Origin of the sequence: Psychrobacillus sp. FSL K6-1267 (genome assembly GCF_038003265.1) — a bacterium.
Lineage (GTDB): Bacteria > Bacillota > Bacilli > Bacillales_A > Planococcaceae > Psychrobacillus > Psychrobacillus faecigallinarum.
The window spans coordinates 395696-422504 of sequence record NZ_JBBOOR010000001.1 but is presented as its reverse complement, the minus strand read 5'-3'; the positions used below and the strand labels follow the sequence as shown (position 1 = coordinate 422504).

Genomic DNA, 26809 nt, shown 5'->3' with positions numbered 1-26809 from the left:
ACATTTTTGCTTATACCAACAACAAATCACAAATTGGAGGATTTATCATGAAAACAGCAAAACTATTAATTGCATTTACAGCAGTTAGTCTTTTAAGCACTACATTTACTGGTGTTACCGAGGCTACAACCAAAGAAAATACTAAGGTTTCCCAAACAGTTACGCAAAACGCCCAATTACTAACAGAGAAAATGGCAATTGATTTAGCAGCTAAATATCATGAGGCATATCTATTCGTTAGTAGTGGCGGGGGCTATAAAGATAGAGAATATAATACTTTTCTTTACAATGACTTCGCTTACCGGTACCTATCCAGTAAAATTGATACAAAGACTAAGCTCTTGAAGTATTTAACTCAAACTTTGACCTCAAAAACAGCGGAACAGTTTATAAAGGATTTAGAAATCCTGGAGTATAAAGGAAAACTGGCTCAAAAAGAAGCCGACATGGGGTCCCAAGAGAACTGGGAAAAAGCTACAGCAGAAATTATCAAGAAAGAGTCCGATAAAGCTCAATATCGACTAACTGTTCCCTTTGGGGAAGGCGCTGATAAAACAACCTACGTTGTAGAGTATCAATTTGTTGAAAAGGTTGGCTGGCGTATTAGCAAGCAGCCAGCTGTTGATCTTGACATCCCAGATAAAGCAAATCCCATTAATATTCTTTTCACCAACCTATTAAACAACCCACAAATTTCTCAGAAACAGCTATTGCCAACTTCTTATTTTGATGTAAATGAATTTAAGACGGGTATAAAAAAAATAGAGTTATCAAAGCTTAAAGAGGTAGATAGGGGATCTTACCACGTGGAGTTTGTTGCCACAATTTTCGTTGAACTCGAAAAAGACTATAATGGCCCCCTAGTCTCTGGTGAAAATAGAATGTATTTTATCGTGGAGCCTAATGGATATATGGACTTTAAAATTCATCAGGTCGGGCTGATTAGTATGTATTAATTTGGGGAGTTTCCAATTCTAAAGGTCTAAGTAGATAAATAGAATGTAGTTTAGCCAAAACAGAGAACATATCTAAAGGCAAGATTGCTATGTTAATAGCATTCTTGCCTTCTTGAAATATATTTTTTTGTGGCAAAACAACTTTTGAGACAAAACCGCTTATGGAAGTATTTCTACTTCGACATCATCCTTAATCCAATTAGGGTAATAGTGAAAATCAAGTCTAATAGGATTTGTTATTGGTTCTTCAGGCAGATTAAATTCGAGCTTTAACCCCCCTGAAATTTTCGTCAATGAGCCATTTACATACTTGTTCTCTGGTCGTATGTTAGTATATTGATCTTTAATCAAAAATTCTTTTCCTTTACTATCCATAAAGGAAGAAAAAAGGATATAGTGTTCTTCTCCTACGTTAAAACTGATATTTCCATTTTTAATTTTGAGATTAGAGAAGATAGAATTTGTAGGTTGCTTTAAAAACTCTTCTGATTCTGTATCAATTAGTATATAGGTTTCATCTTTGTCTAATGCTGCTATTTCTCCAAATGTAAGATATAAATTATCTGTTCGATTAAAATAAGGACTTTGAAGTTTAATGTTCCACTCAGCTCCATCTAAACTTCTAAACACCGTTCCAGCGTTGTCTATTACCCACTCGTCTCCTAAATCATTTCTAAGCTTGAGATTATTTAAAGAAAATATCTCCATTGAGTTACTAGGATCAACGTCTATTTTAACCTCAGCTCGAATAGGATTTATTAAAATTTCCTTTACCTTCATTTTTTGTCCCTCTATAGAAACTTCTTTATTTAATACAATTTTCTTACTATCTAATTTTGACCTCTCAAAGGTAAATGGAATTTTAAAGTTATCTACTTTGCCTTTGTGGTTTAAACCTAAAGTAAATAAAAGCTCGTTTTTATAAACCCAATGACCTTCCATATATTCAATGGTCATCTTAGAACTAAATTCTGTTTCTCTTATTATATTGCTAGCCCCTCCCCAAAAGGTGGTACTATAAGCAGGCAGGTTCATGTATTCCTGAGTTAATAATTCTAAACGTTCGATTTCAATTGGAAGATCCTTTTCTTCTGAATTAACTGTATAAAAAACAACCATTCCTTTTTTATCTGCGATAACCCCATCCAACGTAACTGTAATTCCATTTTTTGTTTGAGATTCATTAATCGGTTGATAAAAATCATTTTCTACTGCCGCTACTAGACCCTTGTCATTTTGAACAAGAGCTACTACACGCTCCATGCCAGGAATTGCTGATACCTTGTTTGCAAAGGCTGGAGAAACGTTTATAGAGGTTACAAATGCTATAAATAATAGAGCTACCATTGCGACAGACCACAGACTACGCTGAGTAATTATTCTCTTCCTTTTTTTCTCTTGTTTTGCTTTTTCAAAGCCGTTTCTTACGGACATCTGTACCTTGTCCAAAGGAACATCTACCTGATTGATCACATTTTTTCGTTTCTCCAATTTTTGTTTTTCCTCTTCAAACACGTTTCATCTCCCCTTTCTCCTCAAAATGATGTCGAAATGAACGGAGTGCCTTATGTAATCTAGTTTTGATCGTTCCCTCCGGTGTCTTCCACATGACTGCTATGTCTTTAATTTTGACGTCCTCAAAGTACTTGAGATGGAGTAACTCTCTTTCGTAGTCAGATAGATTGGCAAGTGCCTCCTCTATTTCCAAAAACGTATAATCTTCTTTTTTTCCGAATACTAGTAGTAAGCTTTCCTCACAAATCTCTCTCTTACTTTTTTTTATCGTATCCTGACAATAGTTCATCATGATCCTTGTTACCCAGGTTTTAAAATATGCTGGCTCTTTAAGTGTTTTGATATGTTTAAAGGCCCTATAGGTTACTTCCTGAACAGCCTCTAAAGCATCCTCTTCATTTTTTAAGTAGGACATGGCAGTTCTATATAATGCCTCCTGATGAGTACGCATCAGATCTAAAAAAGCATCCTCGCTTCCCTTTATCGCTTTCCTTTCTAATTGATGCTCGCTCAAAACATCACCTCATTTCAAATTTCCCTATTAATTAGACTTCCTAAAGCAAGAAAAGTTTTGACAATTTTAAACAATTATATTTGCTTCATTATTTTAAGAAGATTGGCGGGAGTACAAAGTAATGGGCGATATAAAAAGTTTTTTAATAATAGTGGAATTAAGTGTTTCTCCTAAAGATATACTTAAAGGTAGGTACTTAAATTAATTTCACCTATAATTTGGGGTTAAAGTATGTAATTATTTGTTCTACTTTACTATTGTTAGCGCTATTTTTATTAAATAGGAATTATGAATTGATTTACTTTTACATTTTTATTAGTTTTTTTCAAGAAAAATCAGTATATTACTAATTTTATTAGGTATATCCAAGATATTACTGACAAAATGGGGTATACTTAATAGTAATGAGTTTGTGGATTTGTAAAGGAGGCACTTTATGTCAGTCGCTAGTGAAGCATCACAAGTAAATCTCGATTTTTTAATTAATGAATTAGGTCTTCAACAGGTTTCCAATACTTCCCTATTTCGTAAAGGGAATTATTTTGTCATTTCTCCTTCCGTTCAAAATAAATCAAATACGTTTGAACTAGGTGAATCACTTATGAAAAAGTTCAATCCTGAAACGGATGAAGGTTATTTGCTCATTCGTCTTAAAGAAAAATTTTTAATGTGCAAATTACATCCCTTCCAAAGAAAAATGATGACTACAGAAACCGAAAAGAGTACGAAAAGTAAACCATCCTTTTGGAAGTTTCATGTGATTGAATCAATCATTCCACGTATAGAAAATAGCGGTGATAGAGAGCTGACTTTTAAAATTCAAGCCCCTACCAATAAACAGCTAATTTCTTTTTTTGGTAAAGAAAATGTTTAATAAAAACCAGATCTAGAAAATAGGTCTGGTTTTTTTTGTATTAATTTAGGTTACGTTAAAGATATAGCTCGATCTGTAAGTTTGAATTCTAGTGACAGGAATATAAAAATGAGCTTGAGAATGTATCTCCAAGCTCATTGTACTTCACTTTCTTTGTTTTTCTTAACATTCGATTTACACCTATAAATAAAATAGCTCTTTAAATACAATATAAACATGTATTAATGTATTACATTAAGTATAATTCCATTCTTCTCCGATATCACAATGCCCATACGGATTTATTCCATTATACGGTCCAACATACATAACTACCCCATTGCGTATGATCCATTCCATACCATGCTCTTCTTCCCATTCGCAATTTAATTCTAAATCAATGACAGGTTCTGTTTTATTCTTAGGCTTCGGAATACATATAGTGTTTGGTGTAATATAAGGTAAAACATCTGTCGGTTTATTGAATTCTATAATATCTTCACCAATATCATCAAGAAATTCATTACAGTATCTAATAGATGCGTTACAAATATCATCTATTAGTCCATCACTTAAAGTGTTCAAGTAAGTTATACATAGTTCCGCGTATTCAATATCTGACTCTTGTTCTATATATACAGTAATATTTTGATCAAATAATTCTAAGTAGGCTTCTCCTTCTACTTCGAAATATTCATTGGTTTTAAGGTTTTTAATAACCACTGTAATTACTCCCCCCTAGCCAAATTAGCATTCATCCTTCTAATTATAAAATCTTAAAAAAGATTAAATCAATAAAGATGTCGCAATCATTGCTTAAATATAGAAGTATCAATTGTTAAATACAAGCTCAACTTTTCTATTTGTATAATCAATCACCAAACGCCCATCCTTAGCAATATCACTACCAAAAACACCATCTAACTTAAAAAAAGTAGCAAGATCTGTCAACATCTCTCTCACGTTTTGTAAGCTGATGGATTGATTCCTATTCAGGAAAACTATTAAACTTGCTATGCTGTCTAATTCTCTTTCTTTTACACTACCGAAGCCACCAGAAAGTATCATTCTCTTCTCTATTTTAAGATCATCGATTTTCGATAGAAGAGGTTGTCCAAAATGGGTTTTATTTGCACCAGTGTCTAAACCGAAATACAAGGGTACTTGATTCTTTCCTTTGACTTTTATAATTGGATACCCACAGAAGAAAAGGTTGTTCTCCCCCCCTTCTTTTCGTACCGGTTTCTGAATAATAACCTGTTTTCGTGCATAGTCTATTTCCAGAAAAATATGTTGTATAATATCCCATCCAATGATACCGTCAATCTTCATTATTTCTTTCGTTTTAGGATTTTGAATCATTAACAATTCATTCGCTAAAACTAATGTAGGCTGGTTAAGAATCGTCAGGCTCTGTATGACAATTGAATCGATTATTGCCAAATCGGTACTGAAATTTTGGTTTGTTGAATTTCCAACCTCTAATTCTTCAATTTTCTTAATGTTAATATCACAGTCTTTCACTAAAGAATTTGAGATGACCGTCATCCCTGCTCCAGTATCTAGCCAAAAGCATTTCTTCTTTCCATTAATCATAATATCAATAGTCGGAGAGCCAGAGTTGCTTAACTTCATTGGAACACATATTTGTTCTTTTAAGAAGGAGAAAGAAGTAGTTTCATACTGGCTACACGCTTTTGCAATTAAACGATTGCTTTGATCAATGCTGTGATCATCCAGAAGTCCAAGCGTCTCTAGTTGTTTCCACTCTGATTTAGTAAAATACAGCTCAAATAAAATCTTGGCACAGCTACTTCGTAAGGAAGGATCCTGAGACTCACAATATAGATTCTTTAACCTTTCCGCACCCAAACTTTCTTTTCCATCTGTAATTAACTTTAAAGCAGATACAAACTTTTTTTGTTCATCATTAATTTCCACCATTGCAAAATCAAACTTCTCCAACTCTTCTATAACCTTCAACTTTTCCCCTCCAATAAATCTAGATAGTTACTATTTCTATATAATTCTGTTAATTCCTCTATTATTTCAAGTATATTTCTTCACAGAATTATCCAGAATTTAATATAATATTTATTGAAATGAAACTATACTATTTGATACAGAGAATGTATTCTGAGCGATTTTATTAAATTTTCAAAATAGTTAATTAAAAACTTGAATACCTCTTGGTTTAAAGATAATATAAATTTATAATCCTACCGGTGAGATGAGGTTTAATAGTGGAATTAATTACAATTCACTTTCTTTTCAATTTATCCTTATTAGTCATCTTTTTTTTCTTTTATTTTTCTATCCTAAGAATATCCGGGAGTATACTACAACGAAAACGCACCTCTATTTTATATTTCATCATATCCTTATTAATATGCTATTTATTCTCCTATTCCTTAAACGATGAGGTTATATTAGACTTAAGAATTATTCCATTGATAATTGGTGGGCTTTACTTAGGACTAAGCCCTATATTAGGATTAATAGTTATTTCTCTTAGGGGTTTTTATGGTATGGACTTAGGATTCTACTTAAGTATACCTATCTATGGAATTCTCAGCATTTTCCTTTGGAAGGTGCATCCTCATTTTTTACAATTAAGCTCTAAATATCGTATTATTAGCTCTACCATGTTAACGCTCATAGTAAGTATATTTACATTAACATTGGTTTTAAACACAATTGGGGCTGGTCATACACTAGACTTATTTATTGCATATGTTTTTGTTCCTCCACTGGGAGTTGCGATTCATGCGTATACTATAGAAATGGTGGAAAAAATTTTACTCCAGCGACAGCTTTTTATAAAAGCTGAAAAGAGAGAGGCTGTAGAACAAATGGGTGCTGCTATTTCTCATGAAATTCGCAATCCTCTAACAACCGCTATTGGATTTTTAGAATTGTTAAACAAAGAACCCTTAGAATCAGATAAGCGCAAACAATATTTGACTATTTTAAAAGAGGAACTAGATTTTGCAGAGAAGATTATTCAAGATTACTTAGCTTATTCTAAACCTAGCGTAGAAACTTCAAAGGAATTAAATATTCAAGAAGAACTTCCCATTGTACTAAAGCTCTTACAACCACTAGCTAACTATTACTCAGTAGAAATTATCTCCAATCTTTCCTCTATGAGCTTAATAGAAGGAGATCGAGCTAAATTTCAGCATTCCTTTATAAATATTATTAAAAATTTAATAGTTATGTCTGACGGAGGCACCATATTCATTAACACAGAGGAAACTAAGACCAATATTTTTATCACAATTAATAGCTCTACTCCAATGATTCAGATGAAAACTATGACATTAGATATGTCTATCGATTTTGGTATTATTAAAAATATGAAAGGTTCTGTCCAAACAAAAATAACAGAAAACGGAACTACTTATTATTTTTCCTTTCGATCTATGAAGACACCACTTAAATGTATAATCAGTTTTAGCTGATACACACCAGTCTAATCGAAGAGAGGTAATGCTATGGAGCTGACTTTACACTTTTTATTCAATTTATCTCTTTTAATAGTATTACTTTTTTTTAGTTTAATATGGACCGAGAACACGAAAAAGGTACAATCTGCAGGAATATTTTATTGTTTCTCTAGTCTTTTAATCTGTTACGGATTTAGTTACCCACTAACAGATTACATATTATTTGACCTAAGAAACATTCCCTTTGTAATTGGTTCTCTTTATATTGGGATAGGGCCTTACCTCGGCTTAGCAGCAATTATTATTCGAGCATTTTTCGGAATAGATTTAGGGTTTTGGGTATCTTTACCATTCTATACTGTTTTCTCTTTAATGTTTTGGAAATTACACCCTTGGTTTTTAGAGAAAAGTAGAAAACAACGAATTTTGATTGCTATAGGTTTTATGTACATTGTCAGCATTTATCAAACTCTTCCTTTAAATATTGCTTTGGAAGGACATCCAATACTTGATGTTAATCTTGCTTTTTTATTGATACAGCCTTTAGGAGTTGGTATGATTGCCTACTTTGTTGAGGAGTTTGATAAGTTTATCATTTATAGACAACAACTTATTACTATTGAAAGACAAGAGGTCGTTGAAAAGATGGGTGCTGCTATTTCTCATGAGATAAGGAACCCATTAACTGCTGCGAGTGGCTTCGTACAACTTTTACATAGTGATTCTCTTTCACCTGAGAGTAGATTACAATACTTGGCGATAGTAAGGAGTGAGCTTAAATCAGCTGAAAGAGTCATTCAAGATTACCTTACATTCTCTAAGGCAAAAGCAGACGCAGAAGACACAATTTTTATTAACGAAGCTTTAAATAATGTTATTCAAATGCTCCGCCCCTCAGCCCAAAAAAATACGGTTGAAATCATCTCAAATTTTTCGAAAGAATCAATCGTAATCGGCGATAGCCAAAAATTTCATCAATGCCTAGTAAATATTATGAAAAATGGTATAGAGTCGATGCCTTATGGAGGAACTTTAACAGTGGAGACCGATACCACAACTACAAACGTTATAATAACCATTCAAGATACAGGAATAGGTATGACGGAAGAACAACTAGACCGTTTAGGTGAACCTTATTACTCTACAAAGGGTGACCAAGGAACAGGTCTTGGAACAATGGTTGTTTTTAGCGTTATCCGGTCAATGAATGGGAATATACATGTAGATTCTTGTCTTGGTAAAGGTACAACCTTTGAACTTGTCTTTAGGTCTTCTTTGGCCGAAGATTGCTTAAGTGAAAACGAAACTGAAAAAAGGAATATGGTGCACAATTAATTGTTCGATATTTCCATGTGTAGAACCACGCTAGCTACTACATCTTAAGGAAGAAAGAATTTCCTTAGAAAGGAGCTACAACTATGGGAAGAGACGATAAAAAAGGAAGCAGCAATAACACTGGATCTTTACCTCAAACACCAAAAAACATGAAAATTAAGCCTAAAGATGTTCAAGAAGAGTTTGCTCGTGAATTTGCAGAACTAAGCCGTTCCTCTAAAAAGAAAAAATAAATTTCAATAGTTGGAGGAGGACGACAGAACATAAATTCTGTAGAGGTCCTCCCTCTTTTTTATTTTAAACCGAGTATCTAATTAATTTAGAATACCAGTACTCAGAATAGACACATCAACCTTAATATCCCACTTCATTTTACTGATAGTTTCCCGTGTAAGCTCCGTATCCCACTTTCCTCGACGATGTCTACGTACATTTTCCGTCAGTCCAATTGGATCTACTTGTAATTGTTTCAATTCCATTAACAAGGTGTTTATTTTATCTTCCAGCTCCTTCTCCACTTCTTTTTCTAATCGTTGAATGCTATCAGGATGTTTAAAGCTTTCTTCTTTCCCTTTAAATTCTGTCATCGTCCCTTCTACGTTAAGTAGAATTTTTAGCCTTGGTGATTTTAAACTTTTATTGCTTATAATTTTCACGTTATTATCAATAAAATCAAGCAATAACCTATCTCCCTCATTCGTCGTTAGATTAATGGGAGCTAGCTTTCTCTTGCCCTGTATAGCTTGAATAAATAAAGCATCATCTGGAGTTAATATGGTCTTCATACTTTTATCTTTAAATAAAGCAACACCCGTTAACTCAACTTTCTCCTTTTTCATTTCAATTACTGGAATTATTGGGTCAAAGTTCGGATTAGTTTGCGTATATATAAAGTCATGAATATTTGTATTTGGGTTAAACGCTAAGTTTACGCTTGGCTGAAGGAGGTCACTCACATAGTTAATGATACTTGCCTTATCCGGATAATCCTGTCGTAGTAATTCCTCAGTGCTACCTTTTACGATTGCCATTAATATCTCGTTTCCTATTTGAGTATTTCGGTATAGATGCTTTATCACTTCCTCAACTCTCCCACTAGTTGCAAATTCCTCACTAAGCAGAATTACTCTCAGTTGATTTAAAACTACTTTTTTCTCCGTTTCCTGCTCAATTTTCACTATGCCATCTGTCACTAAATCAGTAGAAGTGGTATAAATTTGTGTTATTTGATTGGCATGCTTAGATTTTTGTGGAATGGCCGCAGTTAGCTTAAAGGTTGCGTCACTTTCAAAGTCAAAAGCTAGTATTCCAACCATATCAATACCTTCGATTGGTACTCTTTTTTCCCTCAAATTGCATCCCGCAAGGATAACCATAACTATTAGTAAGATTGAAAATTTTTTCCTAGTCATGATTGCACCTGCTTTTTCTTAATAAAATAAATTCCAATTAAAATTATGGGCCATAGCAACAGTGCATAACCAACCCTATAACTTACGATAAAAACTTTTTCCAAATTTTCATGAGAGAGCGGTAGCGAAAGAATAACAAAAATGATGACTCCTATTATATAAATATGAGAGCTTTTTCTTTTAGATATAATGGAATTTACTCCTTTCATAGCTGCCCATATATAACCTGTAACTGTTGAAATAACTAAAAATACCCATAAAGTAATTCCGAAAATATCTATTCTTTCTAAAAAAGAAAAGCCACCTGCTTTAAATAAATGTAGTACCGAATATTGTATATTCCTTAATTGCCATTCAGAGAAATACATTACACTTACCAAAGTTGTCAAGAAACAAAGAAATACAGTTATCCAAATACCTATTAATGCATGCTTATATGCTTTTCGTTTAGATATTATATACGGGAAAAATATTAATATAACTTCATAGCCCGCTATACTATTGTATCCTCGGTCAAACGCTATAAAAAATTCACTCCAACTATTATTAAAGATAGGAAATACATGGCTTATATCGCCCTTTTCTATAGACCATTTCAGGAAAAAGATTATTGGTAGAGTAATAAAAAAAGCAATTATACAGAATCTGGCAATATTTATTATTCCACCATTTACGATGTATAACACTAATAGCAACAATAAAATAAGCGGTATAGTTGTTGTTTGCTCTTGTAGAGCTGTACTTTGTATCAATTGGACATAATTACTTACTTTTGCAGTCGGAAGTAAAATTAATTGAATAACTATAAATACATTTATAAACTTTCCTAGGTTTTTCCCTAAAATTTCTTCATTTATTTCAAACAAGTTCTTTGATTGGTATTTGGAGCAAATCCAAATCATCGGCCATATAGAAATACTCGCAATTATTCCAAAAAAGATTGGCATTAATGTCTGGCTGTATCCAAGAATACTCAATCTTTCAGGCAGTGAAAGCGCTCCTGTGCCAAACATAATACTTTGTACTAAAAAAATGACATGGTAGCCCTTTAGCGTTTCTTTATTCACACTCAAGTTGCTCTCACCAACCTATATACTTTATTTATTTTCACTAGAGATTCCACTTTTCTTCTTTAAATACGCTGTTGGAAAGCGTACAACACTATCTTTCAAATCAGAAATTTTTCTAGGTATTACCGTTGACATAAAAGGTGTTCCAAGAGAATTTATTCTTAATAAATGAGCAATGAGCCAAGCAAATGCCAGCATCTGACCATATAAACCAAACATGCCCGCTGCAAGAATAAAAATATAACGTATAAACCTGCTCGTATTACTCATATGAAAAACAGGCGGCAGGAAGGATAGTAGTGCAGAGGTTGCAACTATTACGATTAAAATATTACTTACGAGTCCTGCTTCAACAGCTGCAGTCCCAATAACAATCCCACCAACAATCCCTATCGTTTGTCCAATTTTTGCAGGCATCCTAGCTCCTGCCTCTCTTAATACCTCTATAATTAATTCAATAAATAAAACCTCAAATAGTGGAGAAAAAGGTACCTTCATCCTAGATTCCTGTAAATTAAGTAAGAGCTCATAAGGAAGCACCTCCTGATGGAAAGTTAAGGAGGAAACATAAGTTGGAGTAATCATTATTGTTAAGAAAAAACCAAAAAACCGTAGTAGTCTCATTAAACTCGCAGATGGCCAGCGATTATAGTAATCCTCCATAGTGATAAATAGTTCTAAAAAAGAGGTCGGACATACTAGAGCAGATTGACTGTTATCCATTAAAATAACTATTCTTCCATCCGCTAAATAATGCGAAATAGTGTCTGGTTTTATCGTCATATAATATTGGGGAAATGGGGAATATGGATTGTCTTCAATCAATTGCATGAGAATGGAAATATCCAAGAATGTAGGATAATCAATCTTGTCCAAACGATTTTTTAAATTTTTTAGTTTCTTTTTTTCCACCAAATCATCAATATATAAGAGCGCAATTTTAGTATTGGTGACGTTGCCTATTATTAGTTCTTCATCTTTGAGCATGGAATTTTGTATTCTTCTTTTTACAAGTGAAAGATTTGTTTCCAATGATTCTGTAAAAACATCCTGTGGACCAATGAATGTACTTTCCATCTCAGAAATAGAAACATCTCGAGTGTTCACACTGTAAGTGTCCATACTCAATAATCGATTTGTTTCATGGAAGTACAATAGAGTTTCTCCGATTGAAAGCCTTTTTGTAATGTCAGCTATATTAAAAGGATTTACGCTTTCTGCAACTTGGTGTATTTGATGGATGTAATTTGCTATAGGAATCATGACCATCATTTCTAAGGTCATTTTTTCTGTTAAGGAGTTTGGATAGATTACTGTTACAACTCCTTCACTTGTCGGTACTTTTTTATAAATAATATCATTATTTTCTCGTGTAACTTTTTTATAATATTGAATATTTTTTTCTACTAGATCTCCCTTTGATGCTCCGCGATTCGTAAAATAAGCAAGCAGACTCTTCTTTACTAATATCATTTTTTTCATAAGAATCACTTGCCTTTCCTATAGATTTGATTAGTTTGTCCATTTATTTATTATGTATTCAAACAAACCTCGTCGATAAGAAAAGAACAAGCGACTTCATTTTAGTTGATAATTGTTGTAGAATTTCTCCCAAAATGCAAAAAACGCTCAAGACCTTTTGGTCTTGAGCGTTTCTAGTATTTAAAATTTAACTACCTCTGGCTCTTTGCCTTTTGAATTCATGACACGTACTTGCGTTGGTACAATCTTTAGGATGACTAAGTCTGGATCCTCTGGGCCATCAAACCAGCCTTTTAATGCATCATTCCAAACCTTTTCTTTCATAGACTCGTCATCCGATTCTTCTACTTTACCTTCAATTTCTAAAAATGAATCACCAAGTCCATTTCCATCATATCCTAAAAGGATATGTGTATATGGGTTTTGTTCAATATCTTCTACTTTATGAGTTTTTTTACTAGTGGCTGTGTAGAGGATGAAATCATCATTAAAAAAAGTCATATAACGAGAATGTGGTTTATTTTGTTGCACAGTGGCCATTGTTCCAATCATATTATCGTTTAGAATTTTCAGTGCTTGTTCTTTAGCATTTGTCATTTTAAATCCCCTCACTTTTATGTTTAGTTAGTATTATTCCTTCCCATGATAATATTAAACATTTATCACATTACCATGTTTTTAAAAATTGTGTTGAGGACGCTCTACCCTTTTGTAATAAACTTAATTTGGAATCATAATCTAAATCGAATTGGGTAGCACTATATTCATCGGCTGGTATAAAAATAATATTCTTTTCAATTTTCCTCGATATATACCTTGTATCATGTGCATCTTTCATCGTTGTAAATAAGCCTTCAAATAGGTCTAGCCCATTTTTTATTTGCTTTGGTTGTGGTTCCTCAATGTTTGCACTAAGTCGAATGCCTAATACCGGCCTCTCTCTTAAGCCATTATCAAATATCCACATTGGAAAATTACTTAATACGCCCCCATCCACAACTACGACGTCACCAAGACCTGTTTGTAATTTTATTGGCTCAAAGAAAAAGGGAATTCCACAGCTCATACGCAAGGCTCTACTTACTAAAAAGGTATCAGGCTCTATGCCATAATTTTTTAAATCATCCGGAAGAATAATCATCTTTCCATTTGTTAAATCGGAGGCAACTAACTTTAAGGAACCTTTAGGTAAATCTCCAAACGTATAAATACCTTTAACCGCCAATTTTTCTAGAAACCAATCCTCCAATGCTTTTCCCTGGTATAGACCCAAACCCCAATACAAATTGAGCCATTTCATAAAAGGAAGAGGTATAACTCTCCTACGTTGATCTAAGAGCTTTTGAAAATTTTGTTCCATCATAAGCTCTTCCATCTCTCTGCCATTATATCCGGCAGCTATCAAGCAGGCTAAAATAGCACCAGCACTTGTGCCAGCGACTCTTTTAAATCGATATCCCTTCTCCTCCAACACCTGGTAAGCACCTACTAAACCAATTCCTTTCATACCCCCGCCTGAGAATACTCCATCTATATACATACACAACCCTTTCTTTTTCTAAAATGTTGTTATATCACTCTAAGAAAGAGGAAGGATGATTAGAACAATAATCGACAAATATATTGTCTATGTATGGATTTTTCCAAAGTGCTTAAGTTTAAAATAACACTTTTCTTGGGATGGCTTTGAACAAAACTGTGATGACCCTACTCACCTTTACGTGCGCATTGTGATGTCTTATCTATCTCACTGTTCCCGCCAACCTGCTGCAACAATCAACAAAAATAATTGTTCGTGTTTGATTGGTAAAGTGCTATTTAGTACTGTTTTATTCTTCAAAGAGCCAGCAGATATCCTCTACTGGCTCTAAAAATTATTATTTTAATTTTGGACTAGCGTATTCTTGTTGTTTGCCATTATTTTTTCTTTTCGCGGCTTCATTTTGGCCGACCACACCTAAATCTTTCGGACTAATATCATAACCATAACCGTATTCTTCACGATCTAAAGTGTTTTCCTTCTTTTTCTTTTTATCCGTCATGAGACTTCACCTCCTGAAGAATAACTTGTACTATTTTGTATTATTTATGCTAAAAAAGCACAAACGTCTCTTTCTGCTTTAACAAGCAATAAGGAAGCTCCTGCCACTATTTCTCTTTTATTTCAGTAAATTTTGGATTCTCCACTTTTAATATTTTGTACATAACATGTGATTGGACATGCAGGCGACGACTCCCGTTGGAGCTCGTGAGCAGAAATCTACCATCTATTATTTGTCGCTTTTCATATCAGATGTATTGATTTGCACAAATATTAAAGAGTCAGCTTGAACTTAACGTTCAAACTGACTCTTCCTTTACTATTTCTTTTCAGTTTCTTTCTTTTCCCCTGGCTTAGTAATATCTTTCTTATCTGCATTGTCTTTATCGGTTTCTTTAAAGTCATCTGGATTTAAATTTGAATTATATTGAATATCATTTTCTTTCTTATCTTTTCCCATATAAGGCACACCTCCTAATTAGTGACTATGCTCGTTCTTTATTTTTTCTTTCAATAGCCGCTTCGATAAACTTAGCAAATAATTTTTTGGATGGTTCATCTCCAATAAGAGCAAACTCTTCTGGATGCCATTGAAAACCATAGATAAATGTATGGTTCTCACTCTCCACTGCCTCCACTATGCCGTCAGGTGCTGTAGCAGCTACCTTTAAGCCTTCGCCTACTCTATTTACCCCTTGGTGGTGAAAAGAGTTCACCTTAAATTCTTCCTCCTGAAACATTTGAAAAACTTTACTTTTCTTGTCTAACTTTACAGGATGGGATCTATGAGTTCTTATAGCATTTTGTCTGTGCAGGAATGAATATTCCTCCCTTTGATCATGTATTGATTGATGTAAAGAACCACCCATCACAACGTTTAGCATATGCAGACCCCTACATGTTCCTATATATGGCTTGTCCAATTCTAGAATTTTTTGTACAAGTGCAAATTCCATCTCATCTAATTGTGGAGTTATTCGTTTTAATGAGGGATGTGGTAATTCACCATAATATGCCGGGTCAATATCTTCTCCGCCTGTAATAATTAGCCCATCTATTTGCTGACATAGCTGATTCATATCCTTGTCAGGTATCAATGGTATTAGTAAAGGAACACCTCCCGCTTGTAAAACTGTATCTGAATAAACTGAAGATAAGTAATAACTTTTATCATCTTTAACTTCAGCTGTAATTCCTATTATTGGTTTCATATTAAACTCTCCGCTCTTTATAATTTGACGCCTTATATTAATACCCTAATCTTAGAGTATACAAACTACTCATCCCTTTTTATTTTCACGTTTGTTTTTAAATTCTTTGGGGAATATATTTACTAGACAGCGTTAAAGGAGGACTTACAATGAGTAATAAATACGAAAAAATTGAAAATGAAATTTCTGGACAAACTCAGGATCGTCAACCAGGTTTTGAAAATGAGATGAATCCTAAACCTATTTTTGATGATGAAAATTATAAGGGATCTGAAAAGCTAAAAGGAAAAACTGCTTTAATTACTGGTGGAGATAGCGGTATTGGTAAAGCGGTTGCTATTGCATTTGCAAAAGAAGGAGCAAACGTAGCTATTGCATATTTAGATGAGCATGAGGATGCAAAAGAGACTGTGAAGCTAATTGAAAACTATGGCGTGAAGGCGCTAAGTATTGCTACAGATATCAGTGATGATGAAAACTGCGAGAAATTAGTAGAACAGGTTATTGGAGAATTTGGCCAATTAAATATTTTAGTAAATAATGCAGGGAAACAGTTCCCTACAAAAAATTTCTTAGAGATTACTCCTGATCAACTACAGGAGACATTCTCTACCAACATATACTCTATGTTCTATTTAACACAGGCCGCTCTTCCTCATATGTCTAAAGGAGACACAATTGTAAATACATCTTCCGTCACAGCTTACAGAGGTGCGCCTGAGTTAATCGATTATTCAGCAACCAAGGGAGCAATTACTTCATTTACACGTTCCTTAGCACTAAACTTAGTAGAAAAAGGAATTCGCGTAAATGCAGTTGCACCTGGTCCAATTTGGACTCCACTAATTCCGGCAACTTTTGATGCTGAAACAGTAGAGAAGCATGGTGATAGCAACCCTACTGGCAGACGAGGTCAACCAGCAGAGAATGCACCTGCTTATGTATTCTTAGCTTCCAATGATTCAAGCTATATTACAGGGCAGACAATTCACGTAGATGGTGGAGATTTTGTAGGTTCATAAAACTTCATAAAATATAGAGGAAGGGACTGTGAATACTCACAGTCCCTTTTATGAGCCACTTCCACCTTCTTTAGGGGCGGTTTCCAGCTATTTAGGTGCGCTTTTCTACCTTTTAGGGGCGTCCCCCCTTGTTTAAAACGCTTTACTTCCTTTTATGAAACCTCTTTATTTTTCATTACATTAGACTCCTTGAAACCTTTTTACCATCATAAGTATAAAAGACAGGCTTTTTATCCATGTACGTTTCCATATGAATAGATCGCCCCCAAAGCTGATAAATATACGGAAGCACATGCTCCAAATAATGTGCATCAAGTTCCGTTCCTTCATAATTATGTTTTAGATGTAGTTCTCCATTTCTTGAGTAGTCACCATTTTCCACTACTATATATGGATAACTTCCATTTTCCCGAATAGCTATAATTTCATCTCTAACATTCTCATAATCCTTATCTGTGATTTCATAGTTCCCATTTTTCTTTTCAAAAAGATAAAGATCCTCCTGCTTAACCAATTCCTTCGTAAGGTAATTTCGTATAAAAGAAATATCAGATTCAATTTCCCTTACCTCAAATATTTTTTCTCTTCCCTGTCCGGCAAGGATACCATGCTTTCTCATTTCTTCTGTTGGGGAATCATATCTTCTTTCTATATCTTCAAAGATTTTAAGTCCTAAATAATAAGGATTAATAGATGTTTTAGAAGGTTGAACCACATTTGCATTTAACTTAGCAAATTCAATTGTTTCATCTGAGGTTAAATCCATTTCTCTTATAATCCGCTGATGCCAAAAAGTTGCCCATCCCTCATTCATAATTTTAGTTTCTAGCTGTGGCCAAAAATAAAGCATTTCTTCTCTCATCATGGTTAAAATATCCCTTTGCCAATCTTCTAATTCTCTACTATATTGCTCTATAAAAAGTAGTAAATCCTTTTCGGGGCGCGGAGGAAACTTTTTTCGGTATGGAAGAATAAGCTTAGGATTATCCTTCTTATCTATATTCCACAAATCATCATATTCACTCTTTTTAACTTCCTCTGTTTCTTCTTGTTCTAAATCGTAGCTTGGGAGCTTGGGACGCACAATAGATGGATCAATATGTTCTTGAATCGCAAGGACAGCATCTAAAAAGCTTTCTACCTCTTCTTTCCCATGAATCATTTCATAGTGGGCAATTCTCTCAGCAGTAGCAGTCATGCTTTCGACCATGTCCCGTCTTGTATTGGAAAAGCGAACGTTATGTTTGAAAAAGTCACAATGGGCAAGCACATGAGCAATGATTAGCTTATTCTGTATCAAACTATTTGTATCCAACAAAAATGCATAGCAGGGATTAGAATTAATTACTAATTCATAGATTTGGCTTAACCCAAAATCATATTGCATTTTCATTTTATGAAATTGTTTACCAAAGCTCCAATGAGCAAATCGAGTTGGCATCCCGTATGCTCCGAATGTATAAATGATATCTGCGGGACATATTTCGTATCTCATCGGAAATGTATCCAAACCAAAACCAGTTGCAATTTCAGTAATTTCAGCAATTGCATATTGAAGTTTTGTGTCCATCACTTAACTCCCTTTTTAAAAATACTTTTCAATGCTTCGTAGACATCTTTATTGTCTTTAATCACATAATGACGGAACTTGGAATTTTCTATTGTTTTATAGGTATTCATCAATGATGAGTATCTGCTATGCTCATTTACTTCCCCATAGCCAAAAATTTGTGAAACACTCATCAATTCGTTAACTAGCTTTAGACATTTTTCATTATCACTTGTCATATTCTCACCATCCGAGAAATGAACAGGATATATATTAAATCGTGAAGGAGGGTACTTTTCCTTGATAAGCTCAAGTGCTTTTTTATAAGCAGAGGAACAAATAGTGCCCCCACTTTCTCCTTTTGTAAAAAATGCTTCCTCAGAAACGACCTTTGCCTCCGTATGATGAGCGATAAATTCAATTTCTACTGCTTCGTATTTAGAACGTAAAAATCTCGTCATCCAAAAGAAGAAGCTACGTGCACAATACTTTTCGAATGCTCCCATAGAACCACTTGTATCCATCATAGCAAGAACCACTGCTTTAGATTCATGCTTAACTACTTCATCCCATGTTTTAAATCGTAGATCATCTTGATGTATAGGAGAAATGGAAGCTTCTCCTTTTAATGCATTCCTTTTGATAGCTGTTATAAGCGTTCTTTTTTTGTCAATATTACCCATTAATCCTTTTTTGCGTATATCATTAAACTCGATATGATCTGTGAGAATTTCAGCTTTTTCTTTGTCTTCTAGGCTAGGCAGCTCCATATCACTAAAAAGGGCACTTTCTATTTCTTCCATACTAACTGTCTCATAGTAATCCTGACCTGCTTTGTCACCCGCCTTCTTACCATTGCCGGAAGCATTACCTTCTCCTGGACCTTTCGCTACAACATCACCAACTTTACTGTCACCCTTACCCTGACCCACATGCTTAGAAGTATCATAGTTATATCTAATTTTATATTCGTCCAACGATCTAATCGGAATTTTAATAACGTCTCGTCCATTTGACATGATAATACTCTCGTCACTTATTAAATCTGGTAGATTATTTTTTATTGCTTCCTTCACTTTTTCTGCATGCCGTTGCTGATCCTGATGTCCTTTTCGATGTAGCGACCAGTTTTCCTGTGAAATAACAAATTGATTTTTTTCTTTTTCATCCATCCTTAACACCTACCTATATTTTTTTATCATATGCCGGTGCGACAGAGTTATTGCCAAAGTATAAAAAAAACAAGACCAATGAAACATATTAGTCTTGTGTTTATGATGTTATCGATTAAGAAGACTTCCTACATAGCGTAATAATTCATTTGCTGATATGGAGTTATAGCCATGCTCATCAATTAACCTAGCAACTACTTCATTTATCTTTTTCAAATGAGCTTCATCAGGTGTTTTAGTAGAGGTAGTAATTTTCACTACGTCTTTTAAATCTGCAAACAGCTTCTTTTGAATAGCTTCTCTCAACCGTTCATGAGAGTTATACTCAAAACGTTTGCCTTTCCTCGCATATGCGGAAAGCCTGATTAAGATTTCTTCTCGGAATCCTTTTTTAGCGTTTTCAGAGATACCAATTTGCTCCTCAATAGAACGCATTAATTTTTCATCTGGATTCATTTCTTCTCCAGTTAGAGGATCTCTCATCTTATTTTTATTGCAAAATGCTTCTACGTTGTCTAAATAGTTATTCATCATCGTAATAGCAGACTCTTCATATGAATAAACAAATGCTTTTTGGACCTCATTTTTAGCGATTTCGTCATATTCCTTCCGAGCAATTGCAATATAATTTAAATACTTTTCTCTGTCCTCATCTGAAATAGAGGCGTGCTGATCAAGGCCCTCTTTAAGTGCTCGTAATACATCTAATGCATTAATAGACGGTACCTCTTTACGAATAATGGCAGAGGATATTCTATTAATCACGTATCTTGGGTCAATTCCATGCATACCTTCACTCGAGGATTCCTTCTTCATTTCTTCCACATCTATTTCATTGAAGCCTTCTATATTTTCTCCATCATATAATTTCATTTTCTTTACGATATCTACACCCTGTTTTTTAGGGTCCTCTAGTCTAGTTAGTATAGAGAAAATTGCAGCCGCTCTTAATGCATGAGGTGCAATATGCACATGAGCCATATCGCTTTCATGAATCATTTTTTCGTATATACGTTCTTCTTGGCTAACCTTCAAATTGTACGGAATAGGCATTACTATAATACGAGAATGCAGGGCTTCATTTTTTTTATTGGATATAAAAGATCGATACTCCGTTTCATTCGTATGGGCAACGATAAGTTCGTCAGCGCTAATCAATGCGAATCGACCAGCCTTAAAATTACCTTCTTGCGTTAAAGAAAGTAAATGCCACAAGAACTTCTCATCCAACTTTAGCATTTCTTGAAATTCCATCATTCCTCGATTGGCTTTGTTTAGTTCTCCATCAAATCGATAAGCACGTGGATCTGATTCTGAACCAAATTCTGCTATCGTTGAAAAATCTATACTGCCTGTTAAATCTGCAATGTCCTGTGACTTAGGGTCAGAAGGAGTGAAAGTACCAATACCTACTCTCTTATCTTCTGAAAAGAAAATTCTTTCTACTAAAACATCTTCTACTCTTCCGCCATACTCCTGCTCCAAGCGCATAGAGTTAAGGGGCGATAAGCTTCCTTCTATACGAATACCAAACTCTTCGAAAAAGTCCTCCCGTAGATGTGAAGGAATTAAATGAAGCGGATCCTCATGCATTGGACAGCCTTTAATAGCATAAACTGCTCCTGCATCCGTTCTAGAATACTGCTCAAAACCTCTCTTCAACAAAGTTACAATCGTCGACTTGCCACCACTTACTGGACCCATCAACAGCAAAATTCTCTTTCTAACATCTAATCGCTTCGCTGCTGGATGGAAATACTCTTCTATGAGACGCTCTAATGCTTCATCAAGACCAAACATTTCATTTTCAAAAAAGTGATAACTTTTCTTTCCGTTCTTATTCGAACTCCCAGCACTTTTAATCATACTATATACTCGTGCATGTGCTGTTTGAGCTACCTCTGGTCGTTCTTTTACAATGTCTAAAAATTCACTGAATGTACCTTCCCATTTCAGATCATTTTCTGCTTCCCGGTAATTTCTCACTTTGTTTAAAATGTCCATGTTTCCCTCCATTCAGGGCTTAGTTTATACATTGTATGAAAAGATTATATAAATGATACACGTTTATAAGGGTTCCTTTTGCTTGGAAAATTAATAAGCTAACTCAACCAAGCTACTTTAATAATTCTCGATGATAGTTAAGGATGTCCTCCATCGAATTTTCAAATGGAATACTAGGATTCCATCCTATGTCTAAAAGCGCCTTAGGTTCAACCGCTTGTATTTTTTCTGAAATATTCTCTACAGCATTGACGTCCAATGGCACGTTAGAAAGGGCCATTAAGCAATCAGTAATATCCTTTACAAACCTTGGCCTTCCAGAGGAAATATCATAAACCTCTCCTGACTGGCCATATTGTAATATTTTCTCATACGCAAGAACTGCATCTCTTACATCAATAAAGTCTCTCTGAGCGTATAAATTATTTACTGTAATGTTTCCCGCTCCTTTAAGTATCTCCAGTTCAGCCACCTGCTTTGCCAGTATGGAGCACACTCCATTAGATACTCCTGGTCCTATTAAATTGGAGGGCTTGGCAATAATAATGTTCATATCAAAAAGTGCTTCCCATGATTGGGCTATTAGTACTTGAAGCGATTTGCTTAGGCTATAAGGGTGAGAAAGAGAGGATATATTACTTAAATTAAATTGAAGAGCTGATCCTACTACAATTGCTTTGCAAGGGGGACTATATTGTCGTAGTGCTTCCATTAAAAAAGCAGTAGATAGAGCATTTGCTTCAAGAGAAGCAATTGGGTCTAACCAAGATTCTTGCACATGATTTTGCCCAGCTAGATGCAGTAAATAGTTTGGTTGCACTCTTTGAATCAATTTATTAACTTCATATTTGTTTGTTAAATCACATTGCTCAACCAAAATGTTTTCTTCGTTTACGTAAGTCTTTATGCTTCTTGAAACAGCTATCACATTATAACCATTTCTTTTAAAATGTTGGCAAGCATGACTTCCCGTAAAACCAGTGGCACCTGTTATCATTATTTTCTGTTTCATAGTCACTTAACATTCCGCTCTACTTCAATAAATGGATTACTCATACCTTTCCATCTCCTTTAAAGCGTCTTCTGTTTGAGAGACAAAAGCACGGATTTCTTCTAATCCATCCTCTATCGTATAATGAGGTTGCCAATTTAATATATCAGCAGCCTTTTTGTTACATAGACAGCTGTGCATAATATCTCCTTCTCTTGGGGAGGTGAATACTTTTTTGACACTTACATCAAATTTGTTGGATAAAAGCTTTAGTATTTCATTAATAGAAGTCTTCTGTGAGGTACTAACTTGGAGAATTTGTTGGTCACCGCTATTCATTGCAGCAAGATTAGCTGCTACAACATCCTTTACATAGATAAAGTCTCTCGTCTGTTGACCATCCCCGTGAACATTTAAACTTTCTCCTTTTTTTATACGGTCAAGAAATACAGATACAACCCCTCCTTCTCCCTTCGGTATTTGCCTAGGACCATATACATTCGCGTATCTTAAAATAGTGTATGATTGTCTATAAAGCTCATAATAAAGTCTTATGTAAGACTCCGCAGTGAGCTTGGACAAACCATAATAAGAAGAAGGAATCGTTACATCGGCTTCAGAAATAAGCGCATTGTATGAATTACCATAAACAGCCGAAGTACTAGCAAATATAAACTTTCTTACCTTGGCATTTCTTGCTGCTTCCAATAAATTAATGGTACCAATAATATTGACATCAGCATCATAATTGGGATGCTGTACAGATCTTCCAATATCCGCCTGCGCTGCTAAATGAAATATTGCCTCTGGTTTCACTTGTAGAATAATTCGCCTTGCTTCTTCACTTCGAATATCTACTACATACATATGGGCTTCTGGGTTAACTTGATGTAGCTGACCTGAGACTAAATTGTCTAAAACATGAACTTCTATCCCTCGAGAAATAAGCTCATCAACAAGATGGGATCCAATAAAGCCTGCACCACCTGTTACAATTACTTTCAAAATTTGTCCTCCTTAAGATTTTCCTTATCATATGCCGCAAAATAGTATCGTTCATGGACATATTCCCAAAGAAATCGATGAATGAAGGAAAAGGGTAGCTTGGGTATTCCATTCATCGACAAAAGAGGATTTTGAATTAGATAAATTAGTTAAAATTGGGGCTTCATTAGAATAGAGTTATGGTTACTATGAGAGAGTTTAGAAATTAGACTATCTGTATGTTTACTAGGTATACTATACGATTCTGGTATATTTTTAATTATTTGTTCCCAAATCTGATTATCTACAAAAACTTTGGAGGTTTTATATGATTGAGGGAAAAGTTTATCGTAATAATCACTACTCATGGGTGTCATAACTTTCTCAAACAAAGAGGTAGGAATAATATAATCTTCTCTTATATTCTCCATAATCTTTTTCCAAACTTCCCCTTCTACAAATAGGTGAGGCGTAGAAGGAGGATCATGGAAGAAATTATTGTAGTAGTCGGAACTCATAGTTGATAGCAAGTGAAGAGATTGTTCATTGGGAATTATATAACCACTCGGTATTGAATCTTGAATTTTATTCCAAACCGTTTCAGATACTAAAATATGCTCTTTTGACTGCTGTAATGGGAAAAGACGATCGTATTTTCGACTAGTGGCAAAAACATTTTCTTCTATCTCTACCTTGTCTTCTTTAAGATGATCAATCTTTGAAGGAAAAAATGATTTCCAAACTCTTTGACAAAAATCCCTACCCTTTACTAGCCACGACAATATCCAAAGTTTAATTTGTTGAAACATCTGTGACATTCTCAACACCGTTCTTCCTCATGGATATTGCTTCATTATAAACATTTAATAGATCTTTGATTCCCTGTTCAATGGACCAATGTGTCATTCCCCATTTTTTTGCATTAGATCCTAAATTTTTTCTGAGCTGCTCATCCGATAAAAGCAAGTCAAGATTCTCAGCCAATAGATCAGGATTTGCTGGAGGAATTAATAAACCAGTAACTTTATGTTCTATCATTTCATTTATTCCACCAACATCACTTACAATGGATGCTCTCCCAGCAATTTGGGCTTCAATAAGAGATAAAGGTTGGTTTTCTAATAAGGTTGGCAGAACAAATATATCTGATTTCCCTAAAAGATACGGGACATCATCTCGTTTTCCTAAAAAAACAACATAGTCCTCTAATCCAAATACCTTGCTTTTAACTCTTAACTTAGATTCATCATCTCCAACTCCCGCTATCCAACATACCCAATCCTGACGTTTCTTTTTAAGTTTCCCTAATGCCGTGATGAGATGCTGTACTCCTTTTAAATCTGTTAATCTACCTGTATAAATAATAACTTTTTTATTTTTAGCAGCAGGAACACTAGACTTCACCTTCATTTGCTTAATGAAATTTTCAGTATCAAAACCATAATGAAGTACTTTCACTTGTTCATCTGGTACATTAAATTCGTTTACCAAAATATGCTTTAACCAGTTATTTGCAACAATTGTTACTTCCGGAGAAGTTGCTCCCTCTTCTTCTAAAGCATCATAATAAGTTCTAGCCATGTAGGCATTTGGAGTTTTATGAATGGTAGTCAACTGATGGTGAATTTCATGTGCTACTGAGCCGTGTAGAGTCGCAACCAGCGGAACATGATCTGGACGAATCCGATTTATACAAGCACTAGAAATAACATCCTGCGTGTGAATTATGTCATATTTCTCTAACCCAAAATACGCCACTCCCAATTCAAACACGTACCTTTGGAACTCTGTATATTCAATAAGCTTGTTTTCGTATAATTCCGGAAAATTTTGCTGATTAATCTTAGCCTGTAGCAAAGGTAGCAACTTGTCTCTCGAAACAATCTTATTTTGATTATAAAGACAAATATTTATATTATTTTCGTCGTAGCCAATTATGTCCACCTCATGGCCATTTGACTCTAGCTTATTTTTCAACTGCACCATGTAATTCCACACTCCGCCTAAATGAGGAACAGGCCAGTACGTCGCTAACAGTATTTTCAATGTATACATCCCCCTATTTTAACCACTTATTCTAATTTATTTTTCCACCATGTAAGAGATTGGGCGCATTAAACTTTTTTTAGCATTTATATTTTTATCATCTGCAATATGATAGGACAGCCTGTTAATGGAACATCTTCAGTCAATAACGTTATTTTTCCCTGTGCAATTTCATAATTTGCTTTAGGCTGTAAAATTCCATTTATAAATAAATTCATGTAGGAAACTGTAGAAGGATCAGGTATTTTTTGAACTCCATATTCCAACATTGCATCATTCTCTGAGTAAATCCTTTTACTTCCATCTGACAAGACAAAAAATTCATAAGTATTAACTTCCTTAGGGCTAAAAACCTCTCTTTCTGCTTTGTTGACAGACACAGGAAATAATATCGGACGCGAGTGTCTCTCAATGGATTTTCGTGGTATATATGGCTGGTTATTCATTATATCCCCCATCATACAGATAAATTTATATGCCATATTGTATCCATAAGTAAATCATTATGTGTACACATAAGGTCTTTATTCCTATTTTCAAAAAAGTACATGTCCCTGTTTAACATGAATTCCTTTGGACACATATGTTGTTAAAGAAGTTCAAAGGAGGAAAATACTTGTCATTAAAAATAATTAAACTTGCTATTGGCCCTAAACAAAGTGTTTCAGCTTCACCGATGGTAACGCGGCTTTTTCATGAAGTTCCTGAGATCATAACGGATGTCAGTACCCATAAGATTGATACATCTATGTTTTTAGATGATCGTGGAGAGGTTGCTCAAAATTTACCTTTACTCAATTTAAACAATAGCTACTTTAATGTATATATAAATGGTGTACTACAGATGGATGACAATTTTGCCTATACTGCTGGAGAAGATGGAGTAGGCTCTTTATTAATTTCTCTACCAGAGGATGCTGAAATTCCTAAAGGAACGCCAATTATTATGGAAATCATTAACTTCGCTCCCGAAATTAATACACCAGATTGATATAAAGATAAGAAGGCTCGTGAATTGTTCACGAGCCTTCTTTTATTTTGTCTATTTAGATGAAGCGCTATTAAACATGGACTCGCTCCAGTAAAGAAATAAGTAAAACTTTTTGGAAACCATTTTCTCTATTAAATATTTAAAAAAGGTAGGAATCAGCCCCTGTTCTCTTTTCATTTGCTGCATCTAATACAAATAGGAATGAAAAGTAT

General features: G+C 34.4%; 27 protein-coding genes. 7 read left to right on the top strand and 20 right to left on the bottom strand.

The features are described from left to right. Nucleotides 1-47 precede the first annotated feature (47 nt). The gene (locus MHB55_RS02090) at nt 48-956 is read left to right on the top strand and encodes a DL-endopeptidase inhibitor IseA family protein (protein ID WP_340862454.1); all 909 of its coding nucleotides are present in this window, start codon (nt 48-50) and stop codon (nt 954-956) included. Between the two features lie 159 nt (nt 957-1115). Here the strand turns inward: MHB55_RS02090 and MHB55_RS02085 are convergent, their stop codons facing one another. Beyond that, a complete protein-coding gene (locus MHB55_RS02085; protein WP_340862453.1) occupies nt 1116-2471 on the bottom strand; it encodes a DUF4179 domain-containing protein in 1356 nt (451 codons plus the stop codon). Further along, nucleotides 2464-2985, bottom strand: coding sequence for a sigma-70 family RNA polymerase sigma factor (locus MHB55_RS02080; RefSeq protein ID WP_340862452.1), 522 nt, complete (start codon nt 2983-2985; stop codon nt 2464-2466). The genes MHB55_RS02085 and MHB55_RS02080 overlap by 8 nt, the downstream gene beginning before the upstream one ends. A 436-nt stretch (nt 2986-3421) precedes the next feature. Between MHB55_RS02080 and MHB55_RS02075 the strand changes: the two genes are divergently transcribed. After that, a complete protein-coding gene (locus tag MHB55_RS02075) occupies nt 3422-3859 on the top strand; it encodes a hypothetical protein (protein WP_144538530.1) in 438 nt (145 codons plus the stop codon). A 234-nt stretch (nt 3860-4093) separates the two neighbouring features. On the opposite strand, the gene MHB55_RS02070 is transcribed toward MHB55_RS02075, so the two are convergent. Both MHB55_RS02070 and MHB55_RS02065 read right to left on the bottom strand, forming a co-directional pair. After that, on the bottom strand, nt 4094-4561 hold the full coding sequence (locus tag MHB55_RS02070; protein WP_340862451.1) for a DUF6985 domain-containing protein: 468 nt from the start codon (nt 4559-4561) through the stop codon (nt 4094-4096). 108 nt (nt 4562-4669) lie between these two features. Then, nucleotides 4670-5821 (bottom strand): retropepsin-like aspartic protease, encoded by a 1152-nt coding sequence (locus MHB55_RS02065; RefSeq protein ID WP_340862450.1) that lies wholly within the window; start codon nt 5819-5821, stop codon nt 4670-4672. A 545-nt stretch (nt 5822-6366) separates the two neighbouring features. Here MHB55_RS02065 and MHB55_RS02060 point away from each other — a divergent pair. The 3 genes from MHB55_RS02060 (at nt 6367) to MHB55_RS02050 (ending at nt 8855) form a co-directional block, all read left to right on the top strand. Next, the gene (locus tag MHB55_RS02060; RefSeq protein ID WP_340862449.1) at nt 6367-7302 is read left to right on the top strand and encodes a HAMP domain-containing sensor histidine kinase; all 936 of its coding nucleotides are present in this window, start codon (nt 6367-6369) and stop codon (nt 7300-7302) included. Nucleotides 7303-7335: 33 nt separating this feature from the next. Continuing rightward, on the top strand, nt 7336-8622 hold the full coding sequence (locus MHB55_RS02055; RefSeq protein ID WP_154311713.1) for a sensor histidine kinase: 1287 nt from the start codon (nt 7336-7338) through the stop codon (nt 8620-8622). 83 nt (nt 8623-8705) lie between these two features. Beyond that, nucleotides 8706-8855 carry a YfhD family protein gene (locus MHB55_RS02050; RefSeq protein WP_186318162.1) on the top strand — a complete coding sequence of 50 codons (150 nt, stop codon included), beginning with the start codon at nt 8706-8708 and terminating at the stop codon, nt 8853-8855. Nucleotides 8856-8936: 81 nt separating this feature from the next. On the opposite strand, the gene MHB55_RS02045 is transcribed toward MHB55_RS02050, so the two are convergent. From MHB55_RS02045 to MHB55_RS02010, 8 genes are all read right to left on the bottom strand, one after another. Continuing rightward, the gene (locus MHB55_RS02045) at nt 8937-10034 is read right to left on the bottom strand and encodes a Ger(x)C family spore germination protein (protein WP_340862448.1); all 1098 of its coding nucleotides are present in this window, start codon (nt 10032-10034) and stop codon (nt 8937-8939) included. Beyond that, nucleotides 10031-11101: a GerAB/ArcD/ProY family transporter gene (locus MHB55_RS02040; protein ID WP_340862447.1), complete on the bottom strand. Its 1071-nt coding sequence runs from the start codon at nt 11099-11101 to the stop codon at nt 10031-10033. The genes MHB55_RS02045 and MHB55_RS02040 overlap by 4 nt, the downstream gene beginning before the upstream one ends. A gap of 30 nt (nt 11102-11131) precedes the next feature. Further along, nucleotides 11132-12586 (bottom strand): spore germination protein, encoded by a 1455-nt coding sequence (locus tag MHB55_RS02035; RefSeq protein WP_340862446.1) that lies wholly within the window; start codon nt 12584-12586, stop codon nt 11132-11134. Between the two features lie 180 nt (nt 12587-12766). Further along, nucleotides 12767-13183, bottom strand: a complete 417-nt coding sequence (locus MHB55_RS02030) for a pyridoxamine 5'-phosphate oxidase family protein (RefSeq protein WP_154311717.1) — start codon at nt 13181-13183, stop codon at nt 12767-12769. A gap of 70 nt (nt 13184-13253) precedes the next feature. After that, the gene (locus MHB55_RS02025; protein WP_154311719.1) at nt 13254-14126 is read right to left on the bottom strand and encodes a patatin-like phospholipase family protein; all 873 of its coding nucleotides are present in this window, start codon (nt 14124-14126) and stop codon (nt 13254-13256) included. 337 nt (nt 14127-14463) lie between these two features. Next, complete coding sequence (locus MHB55_RS02020; protein WP_186318161.1) at nt 14464-14628, bottom strand: hypothetical protein; 165 nt, start codon at nt 14626-14628, stop codon at nt 14464-14466. Nucleotides 14629-14946: 318 nt separating this feature from the next. Continuing rightward, nucleotides 14947-15087: a hypothetical protein gene (locus tag MHB55_RS02015; RefSeq protein ID WP_154311721.1), complete on the bottom strand. Its 141-nt coding sequence runs from the start codon at nt 15085-15087 to the stop codon at nt 14947-14949. 25 nt (nt 15088-15112) lie between these two features. After that, complete coding sequence (locus tag MHB55_RS02010; RefSeq protein WP_340862445.1) at nt 15113-15838, bottom strand: gamma-glutamyl-gamma-aminobutyrate hydrolase family protein; 726 nt, start codon at nt 15836-15838, stop codon at nt 15113-15115. A gap of 149 nt (nt 15839-15987) precedes the next feature. Here MHB55_RS02010 and MHB55_RS02005 point away from each other — a divergent pair, with 149 nt between their 5' ends. Continuing rightward, entirely contained in the window at nt 15988-16860 is an 873-nt protein-coding gene (locus tag MHB55_RS02005; RefSeq protein ID WP_144538520.1) for an SDR family oxidoreductase, read from the top strand. A 175-nt stretch (nt 16861-17035) separates the two neighbouring features. Here MHB55_RS02005 and MHB55_RS02000 read toward each other — a convergent pair whose 3' ends face one another. The 8 genes from MHB55_RS02000 to MHB55_RS01965 all read right to left on the bottom strand — a co-directional run bounded on the left by MHB55_RS02000 (nt 17036) and on the right by MHB55_RS01965 (nt 26052). Then, nucleotides 17036-18430 (bottom strand): SpoVR family protein, encoded by a 1395-nt coding sequence (locus MHB55_RS02000; RefSeq protein WP_144538519.1) that lies wholly within the window; start codon nt 18428-18430, stop codon nt 17036-17038. Next, nucleotides 18430-19581 carry a sporulation protein YhbH gene (gene yhbH / locus MHB55_RS01995; protein WP_154311727.1) on the bottom strand — a complete coding sequence of 384 codons (1152 nt, stop codon included), beginning with the start codon at nt 19579-19581 and terminating at the stop codon, nt 18430-18432. Before yhbH ends, MHB55_RS02000 begins: the two co-directional genes overlap by 1 nt. 108 nt (nt 19582-19689) lie before the next feature. Next, entirely contained in the window at nt 19690-21585 is a 1896-nt protein-coding gene (locus MHB55_RS01990; RefSeq protein WP_340862444.1) for a PrkA family serine protein kinase, read from the bottom strand. A 112-nt stretch (nt 21586-21697) separates the two neighbouring features. Next, nucleotides 21698-22597, bottom strand: a complete 900-nt coding sequence (locus MHB55_RS01985) for an NAD-dependent epimerase/dehydratase family protein (RefSeq protein WP_340863951.1) — start codon at nt 22595-22597, stop codon at nt 21698-21700. Nucleotides 22598-22633: 36 nt separating this feature from the next. Next, nucleotides 22634-23581 carry an NAD-dependent epimerase/dehydratase family protein gene (locus MHB55_RS01980; protein WP_154311732.1) on the bottom strand — a complete coding sequence of 316 codons (948 nt, stop codon included), beginning with the start codon at nt 23579-23581 and terminating at the stop codon, nt 22634-22636. Between the two features lie 149 nt (nt 23582-23730). Beyond that, nucleotides 23731-24378, bottom strand: a complete 648-nt coding sequence (locus tag MHB55_RS01975; RefSeq protein ID WP_340862443.1) for a hypothetical protein — start codon at nt 24376-24378, stop codon at nt 23731-23733. Beyond that, nucleotides 24353-25606, bottom strand: a complete 1254-nt coding sequence (locus MHB55_RS01970) for a glycosyltransferase family 4 protein (protein WP_340862442.1) — start codon at nt 25604-25606, stop codon at nt 24353-24355. The genes MHB55_RS01975 and MHB55_RS01970 overlap by 26 nt, the downstream gene beginning before the upstream one ends. Before the next feature lie 86 nt (nt 25607-25692). Next, a complete protein-coding gene (locus tag MHB55_RS01965; protein WP_154311738.1) occupies nt 25693-26052 on the bottom strand; it encodes a DUF4183 domain-containing protein in 360 nt (119 codons plus the stop codon). A 170-nt stretch (nt 26053-26222) separates the two neighbouring features. Here MHB55_RS01965 and MHB55_RS01960 point away from each other — a divergent pair, with 170 nt between their 5' ends. Continuing rightward, nucleotides 26223-26597 (top strand): DUF4183 domain-containing protein, encoded by a 375-nt coding sequence (locus tag MHB55_RS01960; protein ID WP_229653964.1) that lies wholly within the window; start codon nt 26223-26225, stop codon nt 26595-26597. Nucleotides 26598-26809 lie beyond the last annotated feature (212 nt).